Annotated in this window: 24 protein-coding genes; 2 read left to right on the top strand and 22 right to left on the bottom strand. The window is 65.4% G+C overall.

Annotated elements, in window-relative coordinates:
- Positions 1 to 133 precede the first annotated feature (133 nt).
- Positions 134 to 1,195 (bottom strand): hypothetical protein, encoded by a 1,062-nt coding sequence (locus tag ACJ6WD_RS11100; protein WP_366408104.1) that lies wholly within the window; start codon positions 1,193 to 1,195, stop codon positions 134 to 136.
- Between the two features lie 179 nt (positions 1,196 to 1,374).
- Positions 1,375 to 1,551 (bottom strand): hypothetical protein, encoded by a 177-nt coding sequence (locus ACJ6WD_RS11095; RefSeq protein ID WP_366408103.1) that lies wholly within the window; start codon positions 1,549 to 1,551, stop codon positions 1,375 to 1,377.
- Positions 1,552 to 1,903: 352 nt separating this feature from the next.
- On the opposite strand from ACJ6WD_RS11095, the gene ACJ6WD_RS11090 reads away from it, so the two are divergent.
- Both ACJ6WD_RS11090 and ACJ6WD_RS11085 read left to right on the top strand, forming a co-directional pair.
- Positions 1,904 to 2,269, top strand: coding sequence for a hypothetical protein (locus ACJ6WD_RS11090; protein ID WP_407615702.1), 366 nt, complete (start codon positions 1,904 to 1,906; stop codon positions 2,267 to 2,269).
- A 36-nt stretch (positions 2,270 to 2,305) separates the two neighbouring features.
- Positions 2,306 to 3,049: a hypothetical protein gene (locus ACJ6WD_RS11085; RefSeq protein WP_366408102.1), complete on the top strand. Its 744-nt coding sequence runs from the start codon at positions 2,306 to 2,308 to the stop codon at positions 3,047 to 3,049.
- A 41-nt stretch (positions 3,050 to 3,090) separates the two neighbouring features.
- Here ACJ6WD_RS11085 and ACJ6WD_RS11080 read toward each other — a convergent pair whose 3' ends face one another.
- The 20 genes from ACJ6WD_RS11080 to ACJ6WD_RS10985 all read right to left on the bottom strand — a co-directional run bounded on the left by ACJ6WD_RS11080 (position 3,091) and on the right by ACJ6WD_RS10985 (position 20,898).
- Complete coding sequence (locus ACJ6WD_RS11080; protein ID WP_407615701.1) at positions 3,091 to 5,046, bottom strand: hypothetical protein; 1,956 nt, start codon at positions 5,044 to 5,046, stop codon at positions 3,091 to 3,093.
- An 11-nt stretch (positions 5,047 to 5,057) separates the two neighbouring features.
- A complete protein-coding gene (locus ACJ6WD_RS11075) occupies positions 5,058 to 5,417 on the bottom strand; it encodes a hypothetical protein (RefSeq protein WP_407615700.1) in 360 nt (119 codons plus the stop codon).
- The gene (locus ACJ6WD_RS11070) at positions 5,414 to 5,785 is read right to left on the bottom strand and encodes a hypothetical protein (protein WP_407615699.1); all 372 of its coding nucleotides are present in this window, start codon (positions 5,783 to 5,785) and stop codon (positions 5,414 to 5,416) included. Before ACJ6WD_RS11070 ends, ACJ6WD_RS11075 begins: the two co-directional genes overlap by 4 nt.
- Positions 5,786 to 5,788: 3 nt before the next feature.
- Entirely contained in the window at positions 5,789 to 7,735 is a 1,947-nt protein-coding gene (locus ACJ6WD_RS11065) for a DNA polymerase (protein WP_407615698.1), read from the bottom strand.
- A gap of 18 nt (positions 7,736 to 7,753) precedes the next feature.
- Entirely contained in the window at positions 7,754 to 7,885 is a 132-nt protein-coding gene (locus tag ACJ6WD_RS11060) for a hypothetical protein (RefSeq protein WP_407615697.1), read from the bottom strand.
- A gap of 649 nt (positions 7,886 to 8,534) precedes the next feature.
- Entirely contained in the window at positions 8,535 to 9,041 is a 507-nt protein-coding gene (locus tag ACJ6WD_RS11055) for a DNA cytosine methyltransferase (protein ID WP_407615696.1), read from the bottom strand.
- A 77-nt stretch (positions 9,042 to 9,118) separates the two neighbouring features.
- Complete coding sequence (locus tag ACJ6WD_RS11050) at positions 9,119 to 9,970, bottom strand: hypothetical protein (protein WP_407615695.1); 852 nt, start codon at positions 9,968 to 9,970, stop codon at positions 9,119 to 9,121.
- A gap of 1 nt (position 9,971) precedes the next feature.
- The gene (locus tag ACJ6WD_RS11045) at positions 9,972 to 10,196 is read right to left on the bottom strand and encodes a hypothetical protein (RefSeq protein ID WP_407615694.1); all 225 of its coding nucleotides are present in this window, start codon (positions 10,194 to 10,196) and stop codon (positions 9,972 to 9,974) included.
- The gene (locus ACJ6WD_RS11040) at positions 10,193 to 10,684 is read right to left on the bottom strand and encodes a hypothetical protein (protein WP_407615693.1); all 492 of its coding nucleotides are present in this window, start codon (positions 10,682 to 10,684) and stop codon (positions 10,193 to 10,195) included. Before ACJ6WD_RS11040 ends, ACJ6WD_RS11045 begins: the two co-directional genes overlap by 4 nt.
- Entirely contained in the window at positions 10,681 to 11,178 is a 498-nt protein-coding gene (locus tag ACJ6WD_RS11035) for a hypothetical protein (RefSeq protein WP_407615692.1), read from the bottom strand. Before ACJ6WD_RS11035 ends, ACJ6WD_RS11040 begins: the two co-directional genes overlap by 4 nt.
- Before the next feature lie 218 nt (positions 11,179 to 11,396).
- Positions 11,397 to 12,263 (bottom strand): hypothetical protein, encoded by an 867-nt coding sequence (locus tag ACJ6WD_RS11030; RefSeq protein ID WP_407615691.1) that lies wholly within the window; start codon positions 12,261 to 12,263, stop codon positions 11,397 to 11,399.
- Positions 12,264 to 12,535: 272 nt separating this feature from the next.
- Positions 12,536 to 14,173, bottom strand: a complete 1,638-nt coding sequence (locus ACJ6WD_RS11025) for a DEAD/DEAH box helicase (RefSeq protein ID WP_407615690.1) — start codon at positions 14,171 to 14,173, stop codon at positions 12,536 to 12,538.
- Complete coding sequence (locus ACJ6WD_RS11020) at positions 14,173 to 15,150, bottom strand: toprim domain-containing protein (protein ID WP_407615689.1); 978 nt, start codon at positions 15,148 to 15,150, stop codon at positions 14,173 to 14,175. The genes ACJ6WD_RS11025 and ACJ6WD_RS11020 overlap by 1 nt, the downstream gene beginning before the upstream one ends.
- On the bottom strand, positions 15,125 to 16,402 hold the full coding sequence (locus ACJ6WD_RS11015; protein ID WP_407615688.1) for a DnaB-like helicase C-terminal domain-containing protein: 1,278 nt from the start codon (positions 16,400 to 16,402) through the stop codon (positions 15,125 to 15,127). The genes ACJ6WD_RS11020 and ACJ6WD_RS11015 overlap by 26 nt, the downstream gene beginning before the upstream one ends.
- Positions 16,403 to 16,630: 228 nt before the next feature.
- Positions 16,631 to 17,446, bottom strand: coding sequence for a hypothetical protein (locus ACJ6WD_RS11010; protein ID WP_366408090.1), 816 nt, complete (start codon positions 17,444 to 17,446; stop codon positions 16,631 to 16,633).
- Complete coding sequence (locus tag ACJ6WD_RS11005) at positions 17,439 to 18,122, bottom strand: ATP-binding protein (RefSeq protein WP_366408089.1); 684 nt, start codon at positions 18,120 to 18,122, stop codon at positions 17,439 to 17,441. Before ACJ6WD_RS11005 ends, ACJ6WD_RS11010 begins: the two co-directional genes overlap by 8 nt.
- A gap of 76 nt (positions 18,123 to 18,198) precedes the next feature.
- Positions 18,199 to 19,146 (bottom strand): helix-turn-helix domain-containing protein, encoded by a 948-nt coding sequence (locus ACJ6WD_RS11000; protein ID WP_407615687.1) that lies wholly within the window; start codon positions 19,144 to 19,146, stop codon positions 18,199 to 18,201.
- The gene (locus tag ACJ6WD_RS10995; protein WP_366408087.1) at positions 19,143 to 19,403 is read right to left on the bottom strand and encodes a hypothetical protein; all 261 of its coding nucleotides are present in this window, start codon (positions 19,401 to 19,403) and stop codon (positions 19,143 to 19,145) included. The genes ACJ6WD_RS11000 and ACJ6WD_RS10995 overlap by 4 nt, the downstream gene beginning before the upstream one ends.
- 72 nt (positions 19,404 to 19,475) lie before the next feature.
- Positions 19,476 to 20,420 (bottom strand): hypothetical protein, encoded by a 945-nt coding sequence (locus ACJ6WD_RS10990; protein WP_407615686.1) that lies wholly within the window; start codon positions 20,418 to 20,420, stop codon positions 19,476 to 19,478.
- 163 nt (positions 20,421 to 20,583) lie between these two features.
- Positions 20,584 to 20,898, bottom strand: coding sequence for a hypothetical protein (locus ACJ6WD_RS10985; RefSeq protein WP_407615685.1), 315 nt, complete (start codon positions 20,896 to 20,898; stop codon positions 20,584 to 20,586).
- Positions 20,899 to 20,901: the final 3 nt, after the last annotated feature.

Raw genomic sequence — 20,901 nt, 5'->3', positions numbered from 1 at the left:
GTGAGCCTCTTTCGGATCAAGTCCAGGAGTTGGTCGATCTCTTCGGACTTACGCCGCAGGTATCGGCTGGCGCGCCAGGAGATGAACACGACGTAGAGGGCCTCGGTGACAGCGAGGGCGGCGAGGCCGGCGGTCACGCGGCGGCGTCCAACTCGTCTGGGCTGAAGGCGGCATGGAGGACCGCTGCGGCGACGGCGTCCTGGAGGTCGAGTTCGCCGCGCAGGGCGTCGATGATGGCGTCCTTGGTGTCCCAGGTGCGGTCGGCGACGTCGAAGTACCTGCCGCGGCGCCGGATGACGTCGTGGTAGACGCCCCAGGTCATGAGGTCTCGGACGGCGTCCCAGTTGCCTGCGGTGATGCCCCGGCTGGGTGAGTCGGCCCAGCAGAAGTGCGACTCGGCGGTCTTCTGGGGGCCGGCGGACTTGTGCTTGATTGTCTTGAACTTCATGGCCTGGCCCACGCGGCTCTTGCCCTTGCCGGGGATCGCCTCGTCGAGGAACTCGGCTCGGGAGACCTCCAGGCGGGTCCAGTAGGCGAAGTTCTTGCCCATGCCTCCCGGCGTCGTCTTGGGGGTGCCCTGGGGGCTGAAGGCCCCGACCTTCTCTCGCCATTGGTTGATGACGATGCCCATGACGGCGCGCTCTTCAGTCAGATGGGAGCGCTTCGTGGCCTTGCCGGCTTTCCTGTAGAACTTGTTGGTGACCTTGGCGCCGACCGACACGGTCAACTCGTCCATGGCCTTGGCGTCCTCTTCCGCGGGGATGAGCGCCGGGTAGGAGTCGAGAACGATGGCGTCGACCGCGCGGGAGGCGGCGAACTCCAGCATGACCTCGTACGCCTCTTCCATGGCCCGGATTTCCGCGACCACGACCTGGTCGGTGTCGACGCCGAGCTGCGCGGCCCACTCTTTGTCGTAATCCTCGGCCGCGATCCACAGCGTGGAGAACTCGGGGTTCTTGGCCTGCTGGTGCGCGATGGTCTTGTGGGCGACGGTGGTCTTGCCGGACGATTCGAAGCCGATGATCTCGGTCCACTTGTTCGCCGGGAACCCGCCCCCGAGGATGATGTCAAGCGGTAGGCAGCCGGTGGCGAACGGCGACACCTGCCGCATCTGAGAGGCCATGAGCATGGTCTCGGGCCCGTACCGCTTGTTGAGCTGGGCCATGAGTGCCAGAGCCTCGACTGAAGGCGCCACACAGTCCCCCCTTCTTGTTCAACAAGTTCATTCAACTTGTTGCTCAAGTAGGAGATTAGGCGTCAGCGCGGATCACAGACAGGGAGTCGAGTTGCTCATGAACATCACAGATAGATCACAGCATCCAGGCGCAAAAAGGGCCCCCGACCGCGAGGTCAGAGGCCCATGGATTCAGCAGTTCAGGCCGCTGTCGCCATACCGGCAGCCATATACACGACGAGGCCGGTGCTGAGATGCACCACGCACTTCACCAACCCGTCCTCGACGGCCTGAGCAAGCGCATCGCCGACCAGCGCCTCATCCACGACCTCGGCGGCCGACACGGGCATTCGACTCCCCCGGTCTTCAACATTCACGACGACGCTCCCCGACTCCCCCGGACGCCGCAAGGCGCGCCTCTCACGCATAGAGGGACCAACCGGTGCACACCCGGCAGTCAACGTCCGCTTAGTGAGCATGCGTTCCACCACGTAACGTTGTCAACTAAAGTAGGCAGTAGATCAACTAACAACGCTGCGCAGCCCCCCAGAAAAGACCCCCCATGGTGATGAATCGGGCAGCTAGTGACATCACATCAGCGAGAGCGAGTCTCGTCCCGTGAGGCCAGGAAAGTCCGTAGCCTCCAAGCTCGCGGCGTTGATGGACCGTCACCGGATAACCCCTCGCCCCCTGTCCGCGGCCATCGAGCAACTCCCCGAGGCCAAGCCCGTGTCCCACGCGACCATCTCGGGCATCCTCAACGGCTCCAAGCCGAACCCGACGACAGAAACCATCCTGTCGCTGTCCAAGGCATTGGAAGCCCCGCCGGCACATCTACTCCCTCACCCGAGCTACGACGACCTCGACGCCCTGGCCGCCTTCGAGGACACCTCCGCACGCCGCATCGTCCGCCTTCTTGACGGCCTCCCCGAGACGGAGGTGGAAAACGTGATTGCAGACCTCCAACGCCGGCGTGACGATCTTGGTCTACAGAGGGTCAACTTGCAGGAGGAGAAGCCAGTTAAGCCCAAGCCTGCAAAACGTCGTAGCGTAGACGAGGCTGCACAATATGCAGCCGATGCACTGGAAGGGTAAGAGTTGGATACCGCCATATGGGTCGCTTGCACCGTTATGGGCCTGATCGTCACCGTGCTCTGCACTCACCGAGCACGGAGGCAACCGCGAGTCTTCACCTGGTCGATCGCTGCGGCCTTCGGAATCTGTACGCTCGGCGTGTTCTGCGCGGTACCGGCCGTGGAAAGCGTCGCGGTGAGCATCACGAGCGTACCCAATTTCGCCAAGATCATCGCCCATGTCTGCGCGATCCTATGGTGCGCGAGCCTCCAGATCGCGATGGTTGACCTGGCCTACCGTCCGGACTATCTCCGGACCGCCTCGATCCAGCGGTCATTCGTAGCGCTCATCTGGCTCTGCATCATGGTCCCGCTGTTCCTTGCGACTAACGGTCCCAGCGTCACATTCACCACAGATCACGTAGACAACCCCCGGATCGCCTCGTACCTGCTCATCTACCTGACATACGTCCTGATCACCTGTGCCGAACTCGCCTTCATGTGCGGCACAACCGCCAAGCGCAACTGGCACACCCGCCCCTGGACGGGATGGGGCTTCGCCTTGTCCGCCCTTGCCGCCGCGCTAGGGGTCGCGTACACCGTGAGCAAGGGTTCGTACGTACTGCTCTACGCATTGGGCCACCCGTACTCGTTGAGCGTGGAAGAGAAGCTCAGCCCTGCATTTTCCGGCCTGGCAGTGCTCTGCCTCTTCGGTGGCTTGACGCTGCCTATGCTCGGCGGTGCACTGCGGCGCCTTCGAAGTAACAGGGCACAACCGGATCAGGAATCCGTATCAACGTGACGATGGGGCCGCCCAGTGGGCGGCCCCATCGTCGTTCGGATTCAGCCAGCGACCAGGTCGACGACCTCACACGCTCCAGCAGTACATGCCAGCTCCTGGCTTCCCACTGTGGAGTCTTCGACTTCCCAGAACGGCAGATCCTCCCACGGGATTTTCGCCGGCATGCGGGCCAGCAACTCCTCATACGCCTCGCGGGAGCACTCCTCGTAGGGGGCCTGCTGATACGTGTGGTCCGAGTGCGGCAGGAAGCTCACGCCACTGATCTCGGGCAGGTGCTCCCACACCCACTCCCCGACCTGGTCCCACTCCTCGCTGCGCACCGAGATGGTCACTGACGGCTTGTGATCGCACCAGTGCCGCTGAACGTCGAGCCAGAGCGTGAGGTGGTCGACCGCGGTGAGTTGGTCGCGGGTGATCGCGCCAGCCGGCGCCTTGATGGGGAATGTGAAGACGTTGTTCGAGGGCGACATGACATCGTCCTCGCACGGCACCCCGTACGTCTGCATGAGCTGGGACAGCGGGTCCTGCTTGTCGGCCCGGACGCGCCGAATGTAGTACTCGCTGTGCCAGGTGTGCAGACCCGAGGACACCCCGGCGAGTTGGGAGACGGTGCCGGAGGGCTTGACACAGGTGATGGCGTGCGAGCGGTTGATGCCCAACTCGTCGGCGTAGACAGCATTGACCTCGGTGGCCAGTTCCCGCAGGGCGTCGAGCAGGTCGTTGCGCCGGGCAGTCGGCTGCGTGACGAGCAGGCCGGAGCCGAAGAACCCGGTGAGGGAGACGCCCAGGAGGCGCTCGCGCTCGGCGGAAAGGCGCCACTCCTCGCGCAGGAAGGGGTAGTCGGTCAGAGTGCTCTGCCAGGTCCCCAGGATCGTGGCTAGCTCGACCTTGCGGGCGAGCGTGTCCTCGGTGTCGTTGGAGCGGACCACGACCTCGCTCAGGTTGCAGAAGCTGAAGGGACCCAGAATTATCTCGCTACACGGGTTTGTCCCGTACACAATGTCTGCGTCACGTCGTCCGTATTTGACTGCCTGTCGCTGAGCGGCGCCGCGGTGGAAGATCCCTCGCTCACCAGAGCCCGACGCCACGAGGTTGGCCCACTCCGCGTCGAACGCGTGGCGGTCCATGCCGTCGTGATAGACGGCGCTGTTGTTGGCCAAGGCGCGGAAGGAGTGATCGACCCACCACTCCCCCGACTTCGCCTGTGCCATCTCCTGATCCGAGAGATCGGACAGGGAGATCATCGCCGAGCGCCGAACACCGCCGACCACGATCACCGAAGCGATCTTGCACGCGAGGTCGTGCGCCTCGATCGGCCTGAGCCGCCGACCTGAGGCACCGTGCAGGAGCTGGATGGCGAAGGTGAACAGGTCCTCCAGCGGTTCAGGGCCGCTGGCCCGGCCGCCGAAGGTCCGAAGGCGAGCGCCAGCCGGCCGCACGCGCGAGTAGTCGACATCCGGGACGTGACCGTCGAGCCAGACCATGCGCAGCAACTCGTCGAACGCCTGCGCCCAGCCCAGCTTGGAGTCCTCCACCACGAGGGCGCGGCCTTCCGGATCCGCGCGGATGTCGGCTGTCACGGGCGGGAGCTGGTCGACGTACTGCGCCTCCACGCTGTAGCCGACCCCGGTGCCGTTCATCAGGATGAAAAGCAACTCGGAGAAGGCGCGCAGGTCCTGCAACGGTAGGTAGGAGCAGTTGAAGCCGGCGATGTTGGACAGCTCCAGCGCATCACCGGCTGTCATGACCGCGCGCATGCTCGGCATGATGTCGTGGTGGAGCACGGCGTGCCGCATCGCGTAGAGCAGGTCCTTGTCCGGGCGGTAGTCGAACTTCTCTGCCAGGTGCTGGGTCATGAAGGTGAAGTACCGGTCGACGGTCTCCGCCCACGTTTCCCTGCGCTCGTCGAGTTCCAGATAGCGCGCGTATCGGGACAGAGCGATGTAGTTCCGGTACGGGTCCTGGAGCGTTCCGTCCGCGTTGAGAATGGTACTCAAGTGCTCTCCGGTTATCCGAGGCGGCCGACTACAGTCATCGAGAAGCCGCCTTGTTTGTTCGCCACCGTCTGTCGCGCGGGACTTGCCTTGCCCTCGGACTTGATGGTGAGTCCGGAGGTTGAGTGGAGCTTGGGGTATCCGCATTCGTAGCAGCGCTTGCCGGCCCGAGGTTCTGCGGGGATGGCGAAGTAGTTACCGCCGCCGCATTCCGGGCACATCTCAGAGTTTCTGGCGTGGGTGGCCTGCCGGGGCGGCGGGGCCTGCTGGTCGTACTGCGGCTGATGCTGCGGCGCCGACTGCTGATACGTCGGTACCGGCGGTTGGTAAGCGGGCACAGGAGCGCCAAGGTGCTTGTTCCAGAAGTTGCTCACTGCGCCACTCCGCTTTGAATGAGGCCCTTGTCCTGGAGGTTGGAGATCACCGCGATGACGGAGGCGGTCAGAATGGCCTGATAGTCCGTGCGGAACGCCGAATTCTCGGCCGGGTCGTCATCCAAATCAGAGGTGTCCAGGATACCCCCGAAAAGGATGTCAGTGACGAGTGCGCCGTACAGCGCCAACAGCGGGAAGAGCGGCTCCACTGCCTCCAGGCGCGCGGCCGATTCGAGTTGCTCCATTTCGAGCACTTCCTCGCTGCGCCCGACCTGGCCGCTCTTGACGAACAGTTCGTTGCCTGCTCGGCCGGCATTGAGGTCCTGTGCCAGTTCAGCCTTGAGGACCTCGAAGGGAATCGTTCTCATTGCTCAATCCTTGGCGTCGGACCAGCGGTCGCAGACGACCACGTCGGCGGTGAGTGGGACGTTGATAAGGTGCTGAATTCCCTCGCCGATCATGGCCTCCTGGAGGATCTTGGAGCCGACGTCGACCAGGTCATCTGGGCAGATGACGACGAGTTCGTCGTGCACGGTGAGGGAGAGCTCGATGCCGTCGTGGCCGGACTCCTTGATGGCCTTGTGGAGCCGGACCATGGCGAGCTTGATCAGGTCGGCCGAGGAGCCCTGGATGAGCGAGTTGACAGCTCGGCGCTCGCCCTTGGAGCGCAGCCAGTTCAGGTTGGAGGCGATCTCCGGAAGTCGGCGCTTGCGCCCCATGAGGGTGGTGAGGTCGTGGGTGTCACGACGGCGGACGGTGGCTACGACTGACCGCTTGAACTCGTAGATCTCGGGGAACTGGTCCTCGTGGACCTGCATGATGCGCTCGGCTTCGCGCACGGGGATGCCGGCCATGGCCGCGACGGTCTCGGGGCCAGCGCCGTAGACGATCGCGAAGTTGAGACCCTTGGCGACCTGGCGCATCTCCTTGGTGACTTCGTCCCAGGAGACGCCGAACACGAGGGCTGCGGTGGCGGTGTGGGCGTCCACGCCGGCCAGGAAGCCCTCGTACAGGGCGCCGCGGCCGAGGTAGTGCGCGAGGACTCGCAGCTCGATCTGTCCCCAGTCTGCGACCAGGAGCTTGAAGCCCTTGGGGGCGACGAACAGGGAGCGGACCTTGGTGCCCAGCTCCGTGCCCGGCCTGGGGACGTTCTGAAGGTTCGGGGCCGAGCACGAGAAGCGGCCGGTCCTGGCTCCGTACTGCTTGAAGATGGGGTGGATGCGCCCGTTGAAGACGCGCTTGGGCTGGCTGGCCTTGCCGAGGTAACCATAGACATACGTCGACAACAGCTTGTCCACCTCGGCGTACTCCAGGAGGATCTGGCAGACCTCGTTCTCGGGGTACGCCTCCAGCGTCTCCGCGTCGGTGCTCCAGTCGCGGAAGTCGATCTTCTCGCGGTTGCGCTTCTTGGCCTTGCCGCCGTCGGTGAGCTTGATGGGCTTGAGGCCCTGGCCGCCCTTGGATTTGGACAGGAAGAGGATGTCCTGGCGCTGCTGGGGGGAGTTGATGTTGAAAACCTTGCCGGCCGCCAGGAAGAGACGGGTCTTAATCTCCTCCAGCTTGATGACAAGTTCGTGCTCCAGCTCCAGGAGCCGGTCCTCGTCGACACAGGCGCCCGTGGGGTGCATGTCGAGGAGGACCTCGGTGACGGCGAGTTCGAGCGACATGATGTGGGAGAGGTCCTGCTCGACCAGGTCGCCGCACATCGCGCGCCACAGCAGCCAGGTGTACTTGGCGTCGAGGTAGGCGTAGCGGGCGACCGTGCTGAAGCCGTACTTCTCGACTTCCTTGCCGACGTTCTCGGTGTCGTACTTGTGCTTGTAGCGCGTCTCGACAAGGTTCTTCAGACCGTTGAGGCGGTTCTCATCGAGGAGCCAGGAGCCCACGAGCGTGCACCCGTACGGCTTGGGCGGGACCCGGCCGCCGTAGTACTTCGCGAGGGAGCCGAGGTCGAAGGTGGCGGAGTGGGCGACCTTTCGCCGGCTGGAGAACAGGAGGGGTTCGAGGGCCTTGAGGACACGACTCGGGCGGAGTTGCTTGGGCGGAGCACTCCACACCGCGGGGATGGTCTCCCGCTCCCCCGTCTTCTTGTTCTTGCGCCAGGTCGCCTTCGAGATCAGGCGGTCGCCGTTGGGGTGACCCATCGGGATAACGACCGCCCGGCCGTGGGTGGCGAGCGCGACCCACAGGATCTCGTTGGCGACCGGGACGCCACGGTGTTCGCCGACGGTCTCGATGTCGATGACGAACTCGTCATACTCCGAGAAGTACGCAACAGCCTCTTCGAGGTCTGCCATCGTCAGGATGACGTCGCCCACGTCTCGGGTCCTTCCAGTTCAGGCAGCGGCGTCGAGCTGCTGCTCGGCGCAGAGTTCAGCGAGGATCAGGCCGTACGCCTCGATTGCCTGCTGAGGCACGACGCCGTTGCCGATCTTGTGGATCTGCTGGGAACGGGTGAGGTCGGGCACTGTGGTTACTCGGCCGGGGATCCCCATGAGCCACTCAGCGAAGGGAGCGGCCAGACGTCGGCCTCCTCGGGGGCCGATCTCCGTGGGAGCCGGAGCCGGGCAGCCAGTCACGTCTTCCCATCGGCGGATCGCGGGCAGGTACTCGCCCCACCAGTCATCGGGAGACTGGCACCCTTCTGGTTCTGCTTCCGATGCCTCAGACGCATGCGGGAGAAGGAAGCTGACCTCGTCGTCGAGGGTGGGCCCATGCCCACCCTTCCTACGTTTCTCGGGGTCCTGCGGAGCGCCGTTCTTGCCCAGGTTCGCGGTTGGCGTCTTGAGGAGGAGGGCCACCTCTGACAAGGGCCGGCCAACGGTCCCCAGGTTCGTGCTGCCGGACTTCCAGTCCCGTGTGAGCGGAGTCGGCAGCAGGTGTCTCACTGCGTCCGTAAGCGTCGGGTGTGCGCGCGCTTCCGTGTACGGACTTCCGTCCGCGCGCCAACTCGCCGACGATCGGGAGTCCGCTGCTATCGGAGTCGGCAGGAGGTGTACCACCGCGCCAGGAAGCGCTGTGTAGTTCCCATTGCTATCGCGCTGGTTGGGTCCGCCCTTGGGGCCGTCGCTGGCCCTGGGTGTCGGGAAGAGGATCACGTTGTCCGCGTCGGGCCGGTCAGGCGCCTTGGGCGTCGGGAACAGTTGGGTAGGCGACGCAGAACCACCGGTCGCGGCGGTGTGCTGCTCCGGCATCGGAAGCTCGAAGGCACACCCACCGCGCGTCATACCCGATCGCGACCAGGTCCCCGAGTACTTGGTCGAGTCCTCGCCGGGTGATCGCGGCGACGTTTTCCAGGAAGACGATTCGCGGTCGAAGTATGCGAATGGCTTCGGCGACATTCCGCCAGATACCCGACCGCGTGCCATTGATACCCACTCGCTTTCCGGCGTTGCTGATGTCTTGGCACGGGAAGCCGGCTGCGACGATGTCGACGAGGCCGATGAGCTGGTGCCAGTCGATGGTGGTGATGTCTCCGAGGTTGGGGACTTCGGGGTGGTGGTGCGCGAGGATCTTCGAGGCATGAGGTTCGATCTCGGCTACGAAGGCCGTCTGGTCGCCAGTGAGCGCTTCGATGGCGAGTTCCAGTCCTCCGTATCCCGCGCACAGGCCGAGAATCGGCAAATGCTTGTCCTTCAGGAGCGGGGCCGCTCCCCACCCGGAGGAGAGAGGTACAGGTGGGGAGCGGCCGGTCAGGTGGTCTAGTCGTCGTCCTCGTCGTCGTCCACGCCGTTGAGGACCGTCTGCACGGCGGCCTCCAGCTCGGCGCGGGTGCAGTGGCGCTCCCAGGCGTCCGAGTAGAGGGACTTGGACAGGCGCGCGTAGTCGTCGTCGTTCAGCTCGTTGGCGTCCCAGTCCGACTCGACGTCGCGGGCCTTGACTGCCTCGACGTGGTACTCGGTCTTGGTGCCCTTGCCGGTCTTGTGGACGGCGATGTAGAGCTGTGGCGCGGTGAGGTCACCTACGTGGTCCTTGCCGACCTTCTTGGGGTCCTTGGCGATGGCCTGGAGGGCGCGGGCGGCACGGATGCCGACCTCCCACACCCGGTGGACCCACTTCTCGTCGTCCTCGTCCCACAGGCCGACGTTGAAGACCGCGACCTTGCGGCCGTAGTGGTCGAGGTCGTCACAGAGCGGGCAGTCGTCCTTCGGCGCGAGGCCCCGGAAGGATCGCTTGCCCGAGGTGATCTCTCGGACGTAATGGAACTCGTAGGAGTCGAACGGCTCGGGCTCCAGCAGTCGGATGAGTTGAGGATCCTTGGTGATCTCCAGGCGCATCTCGTTCTTGGCCTCGAAGTTCTGCCCGCCGCTGCCGGCGACGTCGTCGAAGGCGTCCCAGCCGCCCTGTGCGCCCTGCTTACGCGCGGTATTGGTGCGCCGCGCCTTCGGCGTGTCGTCGTCCTCGTCGAAGGCTGCTTCACGGCCCTGAGCATTTCGGCCGCGTCGTGTCTTGGGAGCGTCGTCGTCGAGCACGTCTCGCCGGCTGCGTCCGGCTCGTGGGGCGGCGGCAGGGGCGTCGTTCTCGAAGATGTCGTCGAGATTGGCTCGGGCCATATCAGTCCTCGTCGTCGGTGATGGCGGGGTGTACGTGGGCGAAGCTGTTCTCTTCGGTGGTGAGTTCGGCCGCCATCTGCCGCTCACGCGCCAGGAGTTCGTCGATGGCGTCGTCCAGGATCCGAGGGTCGTCGGACTTGACCCGGGCGGTTACCTCGATGTGCTCGTACGAGCCGAGGTTGTAGCGCTCGGTGACGGTCTTCTCGTACTCCACGACCGGCTTCACGCCGCCTCCTTGTGCCTGAGCTGCTCGAATGCTTCCTTGACCCGCTCGGTGAAGCGGGTGTCGGAAAGTCGAATGCCGCGGGGGTCGCCGTCGAACAGCCCTTCCTCTTCGGCGATCCGGACGATGGCCTCGATCTGGTCGCGGGTGTAGAGGCGTCGGTTGCCGTTGGCGGTCTTGCCGCTGATGACGTAGGTGGCCTTCGGGATGACCCCGGTCGCCTCCCACTTGCGCATGGTCACGGCGTCGCGTCGCAGAGCCTTCGCGAGGTCTCCGATACCGAAGAACTCGCGGTATCCGCCGGCGAAGGGCTTGACCTGCGGCTTGGAGTCCCACCGGTCCGGGTGGTCGTGACGGGTCAACTCGCTTGATGGTGAGTCGAGTTGGGCGCGCACCGGCCGGCGCGAGATGCGTCGGGTGGAGCCGGGGTAGAACCGCGTCGGAGGCTTGCCGGCAATATCGGCGAACTCGCTGTCCCAGTCCCTCGTCACGCCGGCACCCGCTTGAACCGGAAGCCTTCCGTCTCCGGGAAGATCCGGTCCATCTGCTCGTCCGTCAGCAGCCCTTCCTGGTACAGCACGTATGCCTCCTGGGCGTCGAACTGCCTGACCAGGGGAAAGAGCCGCTCGTAGACGGCGGCTTCCCGGTTCTGCTCCTTGGCCTGGACGTCGAGATCGCGGGCGATGACCTCGGCTTCGTTCTCGTCAGAGCCCTGGATGGTGTAGCGCTCCAACTTCATGCCCTTGAACTGCTTGTCGCCGACCGAGAGCGGGCGCGGCAGCTCGATGAGGTAGCTGCCCTTCTCATCCTGAATGCCCACCTCGCGCAGGTCCGCGGTCATGTCGTCGCGGAGCCGGTTGAGCAGGGTCGTCTGGGTGTCGACGCGGGCCTTGATGAGTGCCCACTGGGCGGCTTTGCGTTCGAATGCGGATTCCGGCGTGTTCGCGGTCAGAACCGACCCTGCCGGGGCGTCAGAGAAATCCACGCCGTCTCCTCAAGTACGTGTAGGTGAGTAGTCGCCAGGGTGGCTGACTGCGCGGTATCGCGGACCGCCGCAGATCGGGGGCTCGCCCTGGCGACTGATCACAGACTAACACTCTTGTTGGTCAAGTTGAAGAACAAGTTGAGTAACAAGATGTGAGGCTCGGATAGACGGCAGAGGGCCCCGGCGGCTCGCACGTCCACCGGGGCCCTCGATGCGCGTCAGGCGGTCAGCGCCTCTTCCATCTCGTCGATCCGCTCGTCCACGCTGCCCTTGTCGGTCTTGACGGCCTTCCACTCCGCCTCGATCGCCGGGAACTCGTCACGCATGATCTGCCGGCAGCGGACCACGGTCGGAGCGTCGCCCTCGCCCATCTCGGCCACCAGCACCTTGTGCCATGCGGCGGCGGGGTGGTCGTCGTACGTCTTCCCGGAAGCCAGCCACTGCTTGATGAACTGGCGTGCCGTGGGGCGCAGCCTGGACTCCCGCCGGCCGCCCTTCTTGCGCGCCCCCTGCTCAACGTCCTTGGCCATGAACTCCGCGAGCAGCTCCTCGACGGTGCGCGCCAGGTGATCCACCCGGTTGTCGTCGACCGCTGGCAGCGTGCCGGTCTGAGCCTCGGCGTGCTCCGTGCGGGCGATGTGGACCTGCCGCATGAGCCAGGGCCCGATCTCGCCCCAGATCAGCAGGAGGGTGGGCATCACGGCGTCGAAGAGGGCCTCGCCGTAGGCGTGGCGCATGAAGGCGTCGGCGCAGTTGAGGCCGTAGGTCATGACACCCATGAGGCCGAGCCAGATCCGCGGCCGGCGGAGTTCGGCGTCACTCCAGCCGCGCAGGCCGAGGTACTGCTGACCGACCATGAGGCCGAGGTAGGAGAAACTTACGGCCGGGGCGACGAGGGCCTGGACGTGGTCGGGGACACCGAGCCGGGCCGCGAGCGCCCAGACGTTGCCGAAGTCGAAGAGGAACGCCAGGAGGATGACGGCGACGGTCATCGTCATGACGAAGTAGATCGTGAAGCGCTCGCCGGGGATGCGCTCCTGCTGCTTGGCGTACGGCTTCGGCCGGCGCCGGATAGGGTTCTTCATGGGAGTTACGGCTCCTGTTTTCGACGGCTCTGGGTGCGCGCCCAGGGCCGTCGTCCGTTTGGTGATCTCTATTGTGTACACAACGTACTCTGTGTGCGCTAGGTACGCTGCTCGAATGAAGGAAATTGGGGTCAGGGATCTTCGGCAGGACCTCGCCGATCACCTCGACCAGACTCAGTGGAACGGCCAGTTCGCCCGGATCACGCGCCACGGCAAGACAGCCGGCTTTCTCGTCCCGCCACAATTCGCCGACCAGGTCGAGGCGTTGGCGGCTACGCAGCCCTCGGCAGCTGACGCAGAGAGCGCTCCAGGTTCTCCCTGAGCGTCTCCACGTCGTTGACGACCCGGCCGTCGGCGTCGGCCCCGCGGCCGTCGAGGATGGCGGAGGCGGTACGGGTCTTGAACTCCCGGCGCTGGCTGCGTCGCTCCTCCACCGTGCCGGCCACCATGAAGTCGATGGTCTGGACGGTGGCGTGCTGGCTGGAGGCGCGGACGTGCCGGGTGTCCTGCTGCTCCTGTGCGCCCGCGCTGTCCCTCTGGTCGTAGTTGATCAGGATGCGGGCTTCCGGAAGGTCGAGTCCGTAGCCGCCGGCACCGGACGCCAGGAAGAGCCGCACGCCCTTCTCGTAGGAGAAGAGTGCCTTGGCTTCTGCCTTCTTGAGCGCGTTGTGGTCTCCGGTGAACATCACCGAGCGGTGCTGCGGCATGGCCTCGCCGATGAGCTTGAGCATGCCCTTGAAGAACGAGAAGACCACGATCTTCAGGTCCGGGTCCCGCATCAGTTCCTTGCGCAGGAGGCGGGTCAGTTCTTCCAGCTTGGGCGAGTGGTCCAGCTCGTCGAGCACCCCGGATTCCGCGAGGGTGAGGCAGTACGTGCTGCCGCCCTTGCCGGCCAGGTAGCGCTCCGCCGAGTCCCTGATGAGTCCTGGGTGGTTGACCAGCATGTGCAGGGCCAGGAGCCTGCCCATCACGCGGCCCTGGGCGGTGTCCTCGGTGGGCTTGGCCTTGCCCGAGTAGAGCGCGGCCAGGTCGATGCTGCCCGAGCCGTGGCCGGCCGCCTTGGACATCTCGAACAGGGCGTCCTTGACGATGCGTCGGTAGACCTGCGCGGTGGCCTGGTCAAGGTCGACGAGGACGTTGCTGCGCTCGACCGTCGGCATGTACTTCGCCACCTCGGGGTCCTCGCGGGTCTTGCGCACCATCGCGACGGAGACCTTCTGGTGGAGAAGAGGAAGGTTCTTGTACGCCACGGGGAAGCCGGCTCGCCCCTTCCCCTTGCTGCGGACGATGAAGGCGGGGTCGAAGTACTCCCATGGCCCCAGCACTTCGGGGTCGACCCACTGGAAGATCGAGAAGAGTTCTTCCGGGTTGCCGTTGTCCATGACCGTTCCGGTCAGACCGATGCGGTGGTCGCTCTTGATGCGCTTGATCTTCCGGGTCCGACCGGCGTTGAACGTCTTGATCAACGAGGCTTCATCGGCGACGACGATGCCCGGCCGGATCTTCCGGACGTCGGTCCAGTCGTGGACCAAGTTCTCGTAGGCGGTGACCACGTAGTCCGGCTTCTGTTCCCGGATGAAGTCGAACTGCTTCCTCTTCTGCTGAGGGGTTCCGTCGATGACGGTGCAGTGGTGGTCCGCCGGGACGACGATGTGCGCCTTGCCGACCGCACGCTGGCGGGTGTCGACGTCGGTGAACTGGGCGATCCGCTCGGCCCACTGCCACTTCAGGGCGGCGGGCACGACGACCATGCAGGTGATGCGCCGGTCGGTGTCCATGAGCATCTCGGCTGCCGCGATAGCCATCACCGTCTTGCCCGTTCCCATGCCGTAGGCGGCGAGCATCGAGCCGCGGTCGACAATGCGGTCGACGTCGTCGGCCTGGTAGGGGTGTAGGACACCGGTGAACATCAGCGCCTCCCGAAGGCCGACAGGCGGCGCATCATCGGGTGATAGGCGTTCTCGTACGCGGCCCGGTTCTGCTCGGGCGTCATCTCGCCGGGGTCCTTCACCGCGAGGTCTCCGTAGTCGAAGTAGCGGACGATCAGCCCAGTGCCGTGGAAGTGGCCGAAGACCTTGCGCCGCTCGCGCTTGCCGTCATGGTCGTTGTCGTGGGCGGCGACCAGACGGCTGAGACGCCCACCGAGGATGTGGAACTGCTTCGGCGTGAGGATGGCGCCGTAGCTCGCGAGCCCGCCCGCTATGCCGGCCGTCCACAGGACCGCGGTGTCGATGGGCGACTCGACGAGCACACCCTCCTCACCGTCGAGGGCCGGGAGGCCGAAGAGCGAGTCACCCTTCTGCATGCCTTCCGGGTGGTTGAGGAAGTGCCCCTTCCCCTTCTCCTGCCAGCCCAGAAGTTTCCCGCGCTCGTCCCGGACGGGGAAGATCCAGTACTTCCGCTTCGGGTCCCAGAGGATTTCGAAGCGGAGCGCTGCCTCGGCGGTGATGCCCCTGGCGTCGAGAGCCTTGGTCGGCGGCTCGGTGAACAGCGCCAGGTGCGACTCGGTGACCTCTTCTGCCTCCCGCTTCTTGGCGAAGGTCTCTCCGGCAAGGAGGCGCACCGCGCGGTCGATGACGCCCTGGTCGCTCACCCACTGGACGGCGTCGTCCTCGCCCTGACCGCGGATCTCCTTGGCGAGCCGGACGAATGGTCCCCTGAAGTCGCAGGAGAAGCAGAGGAAGACTCCGGTGTCCTTGTGTACGTAGCACGAAGGGTTCCGGTCTTCCTTTCCCTTCCGCCGCAGGTGTGCGGGGCAGGGGATGCGCCAGTTCTCCGAGTCCTCCCCCACGATCTCGATGCCCAGCTTTCCGAGCGCCGAGATGACGTCGCCGGGGATGGGCGCGTCGAGGAGGTCCTCGCTACCAGCCCGCGTACGCCGGGACATCGTCGTTCGCCTCCTCGCCGAAAGGGTCGCCCTGCTGCTCGATCAGGGAGCCGGACTCCCAGTCGAGCTTCACGAACCACTCGTCCTTGGGGACGTTGCGGCCGGCGAGGACCTTGAGCTTGTAAAACATGGGGTCGTCGGTCTGCTCGACTCCGAGCGCAAGGGTGGCGTCCTGGGCGAAGGCCGAGGTGTAGCCCATGGAGCCGGAGTTGAGGCCATTGGAGCCGAGCTTGCTGCGCAGGGCCTGCGTGGTGACAACGAACGGCAGCCCGTTGCGGGCCGCCATGCGCTTGATGCCGCGGCTTATGTTGGTCATGGCCAGCGGGGTCTGCTGCTCACCGGAGACAGCGTCCACGAAAAAATAGGCACCGTCGATGATCACTGCGTCCGGCTGGTACTCGTCGATCTTGGCCTGGACGTTGTCGAGAGTCATCCGGGCGGAAGGGTCCTCGGCGATGATGTAGTCGCCCATCCCCTCCAGCTTCCGCATGGCCTTCTCCAGGCGCTTCCACTCCAACTCGTTGAGTTCGCCGGCTCGGAGCTTGCGCTGGCTGATGCCGGCCAGGAAGGCGTCCAGGCGCTCGGAGATCTCCATGGCGCTCATCTCGAAGGAGAAGAGCAGGGGTCGAGCGCCGACAGAGTGCATGGCGCGGGTGATGGCCAGAAGGGTCGTGGTCTTGTTGGACTTCTCCAGGCCCGTGAGGGTGACCATCTGACCGGCCTGGAGGCCGAGAGTGAGCCGGTCGAGCGAGGGGAAGCCGGTAGGAAGACCGATCAGCTCCCCCTCCTCCCGCTCGGCGTACGAGCGGTAGGTGGCGAGACGGTCATCGACGGTCTTGGCCCAGTTGAAGTCGTTGCCGATGGGGCTGTCTTCGGCGACCTTGCTGATGAGGGCTCGGACGATGTCGAGGGCGTGGTCGGTGTCGCCCTGGCCGACGAGTGCCTCGACCGCGGCGTTGAGGCCGCGCTCGGTCAGAGCGGTGCGGCGCCGGCCGCGGATCCGGTCGATGAGGTAGTCGATCGGCTCGTCGACCTGGGCGACTTCGAAGGTGGGGTGGTCGGCGAGAACAGCGTCGAGGGTGGGCGCCGTGCCGTACTCGGCGTTGTAGGCGATCATGTCCTCGAACACGCGCCGGATCTCGCCGTTGGTGATGTGGCCCGGCCGGATCTTGGCGTTGAGGACCGTGGTGATGTCTCCGGTCTGGATGACCTTGCACAGGAGCTTATGCTCGTGCGACAGGACCGCGCTCACGCGCTTCCTCCTTCAGAGCCTTGATGATGGTGTTGATCAGGACCGTCTTGCCGGTACGTCGGGGCCACTCGACGCAGAGACGGAGGGTGGACCAGTCAGGCTCGACTCCGTCCGCTCGCATCTGAGCGAGGATTACTGCCACTCCAGAGCGCTTGATGCGGTGAACCTGGTGATGGGGCATCCAGGCGGGCAACTCGAAGTTGTGCTCGTACGTGCAGGCGTGCGGTGTCACGCGGCAGTGCTCTCGTCCTCGACGAAGCAGCCGCAGCCACCGACGTCGTACGGATCGATGTTGATCTGCTCGGTCTCGACGCGTTCTCGGAACTCCTGAAGCGACATGGGCTTGGTGGTACCGCCACGCCGATCCCGGAGGATCGCCACGTCTTTTCCGAGGTGGTTGCGCAGGTCCTGCTCGTTCCGCTCGTGGTAGGCGTAGCGCTCGGGCATCACCTTCAACAGATTCTTGAACTGGGCATGGCCGGCCTTGACGCAGAAGCCGCCGCAATTGGCGTGGGGGAAACCGAGGTTGTAGAGCCGCGGCGGTTTGATGCCGCGCTCACGGAGCTGCGCCAGGATGTCGTCCTTGTCGAGGTAGGGCGGCTGACATAGGGGGGCTACGGCCGTGTAGGGCGCGTAGGAACGGACGATGGCCGGAAGGCGGTGGGCTTCGCTCCAGTCGATGCCGACGTAGACAGTGGTCTCAGCCGGATCGCAGTTGGCCTCCAGCCACTCGCGTGCCGGGCGCTGCTTGAGGATCTTCGAGCAGTTGGCGAGGCGAGTGTTGCCGAGGAAGCGGTCGTCGTGGAAGACCTGCCATATGTCTCGACCCTCGTTCAACCAGACCAGTTGGCCGTTGAGGTCCCATGCAGCCTGGCGCAGGAAACGATAGTTATCCGGGTCCTCTCCGGCATGGGGGCTGGGGTTGTCGCCCTTGACGTCGGAGAAGACGAGGTAGAGGTTTTCGCTTCCGTGCTGGTCAGCGACGCGCCGGGCCGCTGCCCAGGAGCCTGCTCCGCTGCTGAACATGACCACGTGCTTATGCACGGCGGTGGTCCCTTCCGGTCATCTGCACGACCTCGCATGCCTCGGTGAGGAAGGACTGCATGGACACGTTGTAGACCTTGTCCCAGTCGCCGGGCTTGTTGTTGCTGGTCAGGATGGTTGGACGACCGTTGCGATGCCGGCCGCGGATGAGTGCGTCGAAGACATCGGCGGCGAATCCCGAGCTGGTGTGGTGTTCCTTGCCCATGTCGTCGAGGACCACCAGGGCGCAGGTCAGCACCTTCTCCAAGAGCTTCTGGAGGGCCATGAACTTCTCGCGGGCGAACTCGTCCCCCGTGGCCTGGTAGAGGTCCCGCATGTTGCGGTGGTCGATCAGGGCCTGGGTGTAGTCCGCGAACGGGACGAAGACGACGGCGACACCGTATGTGCGCCGAATGGTCGTGAGGACGGCGGATGCGGTGGTGGTCTTGCCGCTGCCTGGGTTACCGAAGAGGAGCAACCCCCTGCCAACAAGGTCGCGATCCTCAGGGAGTTGGGCCATCGTCGCGTCCAGCGGGATGTAGCGCTGGTTCCAGGTGGCGATGAATTGTTGGATGGTGGCCCGGATGTCGGGCTGCATCTGATCGATGGCGTCGGCTCCGTGCCCCCAGTGCTTCACGGGAATGCGGGCGGTGCGCCAGACCAAGCTCTCGTCCCTGGCCTGCTCAGCGGTCTGCACGGTCCTCCTCCTTGGGGTGGGGTGAGGACCACATTGAATCACAACTTGTTGCTCACTTTGAATAACAAGTTGTTGCTCACCAAGACCAACTGTCATCCGACGGCTCCTGCTGCGCAGGCTCATCCCAGCCGTCGTAGACCTCGGCCGGGCGCTCGTTGACGGCCCCCGCCTCACGCCCCTTGCGCACCGCGTCGATGAGCAGTGCGCGCTTGCCGATGAAGTCGCGCCACGCCAGGGCACGGGAGTTCCGTAGGCCCTCCGTGGTCGCGTACAGCTCCGACATCGCCCGCAGTTCGTCCGGCGTGAAGCCGGCCTGCTTGAGCTTCACGAAGTGGGCGGCGAGCGCCTTGACGTTGGACTCCAGGCCAAACGCCCACGACTGCGCCCCGACGGTCTCGCGCCAGTGCCGGGCCAGGCCAGGACCGGTGTCAGGACCAGGCCGGCGACTACTGGAGCCCTCGTCGCGCCGGACGGCACCCCAACCGCCGCGAGCGTCCTCCGAGTCGGGCCGAGCAGCCGTCTCGTCGTCCCACAGGCCCATGGCCTTGGCCGGGTCGTATTGATCCTCCTCAGCCGCCCGCCGCTCCTCCTCGGCTCGCCTGGAGGTCCGCCGCGGCGCCGTGCGCGGAGCGTGCGGCCCTTCCGAAGGAAGGAGATTCTTTGAATCTCCTTCTTGTTGCGCCACTTTTGGCGTGACACCTACGCCAGATTTGGCGTAACCCATCTCCTCCGGCGTGGCCAAGTAGTAGTTGCACGGACCGCCTGACCAGCGCCGTTCGCTGCGCAGCCAGCCGCTCTCGCGCAGTTCGGTGATGCGTCGGGAGACGGTGCGCAGGGACCAGTTGAGGTCCTTGGCGAGGGTCGACTGCTTTGGGAAGGCGCAGCCGTTCGCGCCGGCGTACTTGGCGAGCAGACAGCCGATACGGAAGGCGGCGTCGGAGATCTTGTGGTCGAGGATGAAGACGTGCGGGGTCTGCACCCACAACTCGTGGGCCTGGAGCCGGTCCTGCTGTTCGTCGGTCACCGGCCACCCTCAGAGGTGATCAGTCCGGCGGACTTCAACTCGATCCACCAGCTGTTGATTTTCGGCAGGCTGTCGGGCAGTTCCTCGGCGAGGGCGGCAGGCGTCATGGTGGCGCCCTCCTCGCGGGTCAGCAGGTACAGGTACAGGCCGCGTGCGCCGCTGGACAGGCGGACGTCGGCGGCGATCTCGCGGGGGATGCTCACGGGCGCGTTGGCCCAGCCCTGGAGCGTTCCGGCGGGGAAGTCGTCGTGGCGCATCTGGTCACCTCGGAAGAGCAGCGGGGCATGGGGGAAGCGGGGCGGCCGGCGCCGCCCCGCTCGGTGGCCTTCTCAGACCGCGACTTCGCGGATCTTGACGTCCTTGCGGGGCCGGCCGCGCAGGGGCTCCCACTGATTGGTCTTGGGGTTGAGCCACTCCTTGCGGACCTTGCCGGTAGTCCTCTTCGCCGGCTCCTCGACCAGTTCGGCGGCCTGGACGGCGGCGGCCTTGACCCTTTCCAGGCCGTTCATGGCCAGGATGGTGATGGGGCGGTAGTGGACCTCGATGAGGTTGGCGGCGGCGTTGGATTCGTCCACCAGGCGGAGGTGCTTGGTGACGGCTTCCAGGACCTCGACGACGTCGGCGTTCGGCGGACGGTACCGCTCGAAGCGGACAACGTCGTGGTGTGCGGCGGCCTCCTCCTTCAGCGGCTCCTCCGGCTTGGTGGCCGGTGGCTGCTTGGGGAGTGGGACGAGGGACTGGGTGCCGCCCTTGCAGGGCTCCTCGTCGGCCTGATCTTCGACTTCGCCCTCAACTTCGGGCTCCGGCGGGTGGATTTGCTTGAGGGCGTCACGCAGGTCCAGGACGGTGATGCCCTCGGCGTGGGCGTACTCGACCAGGTCGCGTAGGTCGTCGTCGCCTTCGTCGCCGGCTACGAACAGATAGCGATCGCCGTCGCGCTCGGCGAGCGTGCGGCCGAGGACGGTGGTGACTTCCTCGTCCCTCGCCGGGACGGCGTCCTCAGCGTGGTCGCGGATGACCTTGGACGCCTTGTCGAGGGTCTGCGCGACGACGGCGGTGTAGGGCACCTCGGGGTCGACTTCACCGCTCCAGTTGTAGACGGCCTTGACCGCGTGGGTGACGTGGTCGGCTGCGGCAGGGAGGACGAGGTTCACCTCGTCGTCGGTGGTGGGGTGGCCCTTGCTGTCGATGTGGGCCCAGTCATCGAGCAGTTCGGTGACGGTGTCCTTGTCGACGGGGCCGGAGCCAGCGACGGCTATGTGGATGGTGGCCAATTGTGCTCCTTGTACGGGCACGTCGCGCCGCTCGGACGGACGCGCCGAGTATCGAAACTTGACCAACACCCTAACGCACTTATTGTTCTAATTGTTTAACAAGTTGAGCTACAAGTGAGCCCGCCCCGGATTCGGGGCGGGCTCGTCGCCTGACGGGGCTTGTTCAGCCGCTGGTACCCGCCGTGGCCGGCGCCTTGTAGAGCGACTTGGCGAGCAGCTCCTGGAGGGCGGTGCCCTTGTAGACACCGAAGTGCGCAGCAACGCCGAACACGAAGGCGCTGGCGGCACTCCAGCCAGCGACAGTCAGGTTGAAGGTGGAGGGGCTGGCAAGGTACTCGGCACCCAGGCCGCTTGCCGCGGACAGCACGGCGAGGATGACGCCCTTGACCCAACCGGCCCATGCCTCCTTGGAGACGAAGGCGACCAGAAGAGGAAGGACAGCACCAACCAGAAGGTTGACAAGGCTTACTCGGTCCATTGG

It is taken from the genome of Streptomyces sp. VTCC 41912 (assembly GCF_045799175.1).
In the GTDB taxonomy this organism is placed as follows: Bacteria; Actinomycetota; Actinomycetes; order Streptomycetales; family Streptomycetaceae; genus Streptomyces; species Streptomyces albulus_C.
The sequence above is the reverse complement of the archived record's forward strand: the minus strand, read 5'-3'. Positions and strand labels throughout refer to the sequence as shown.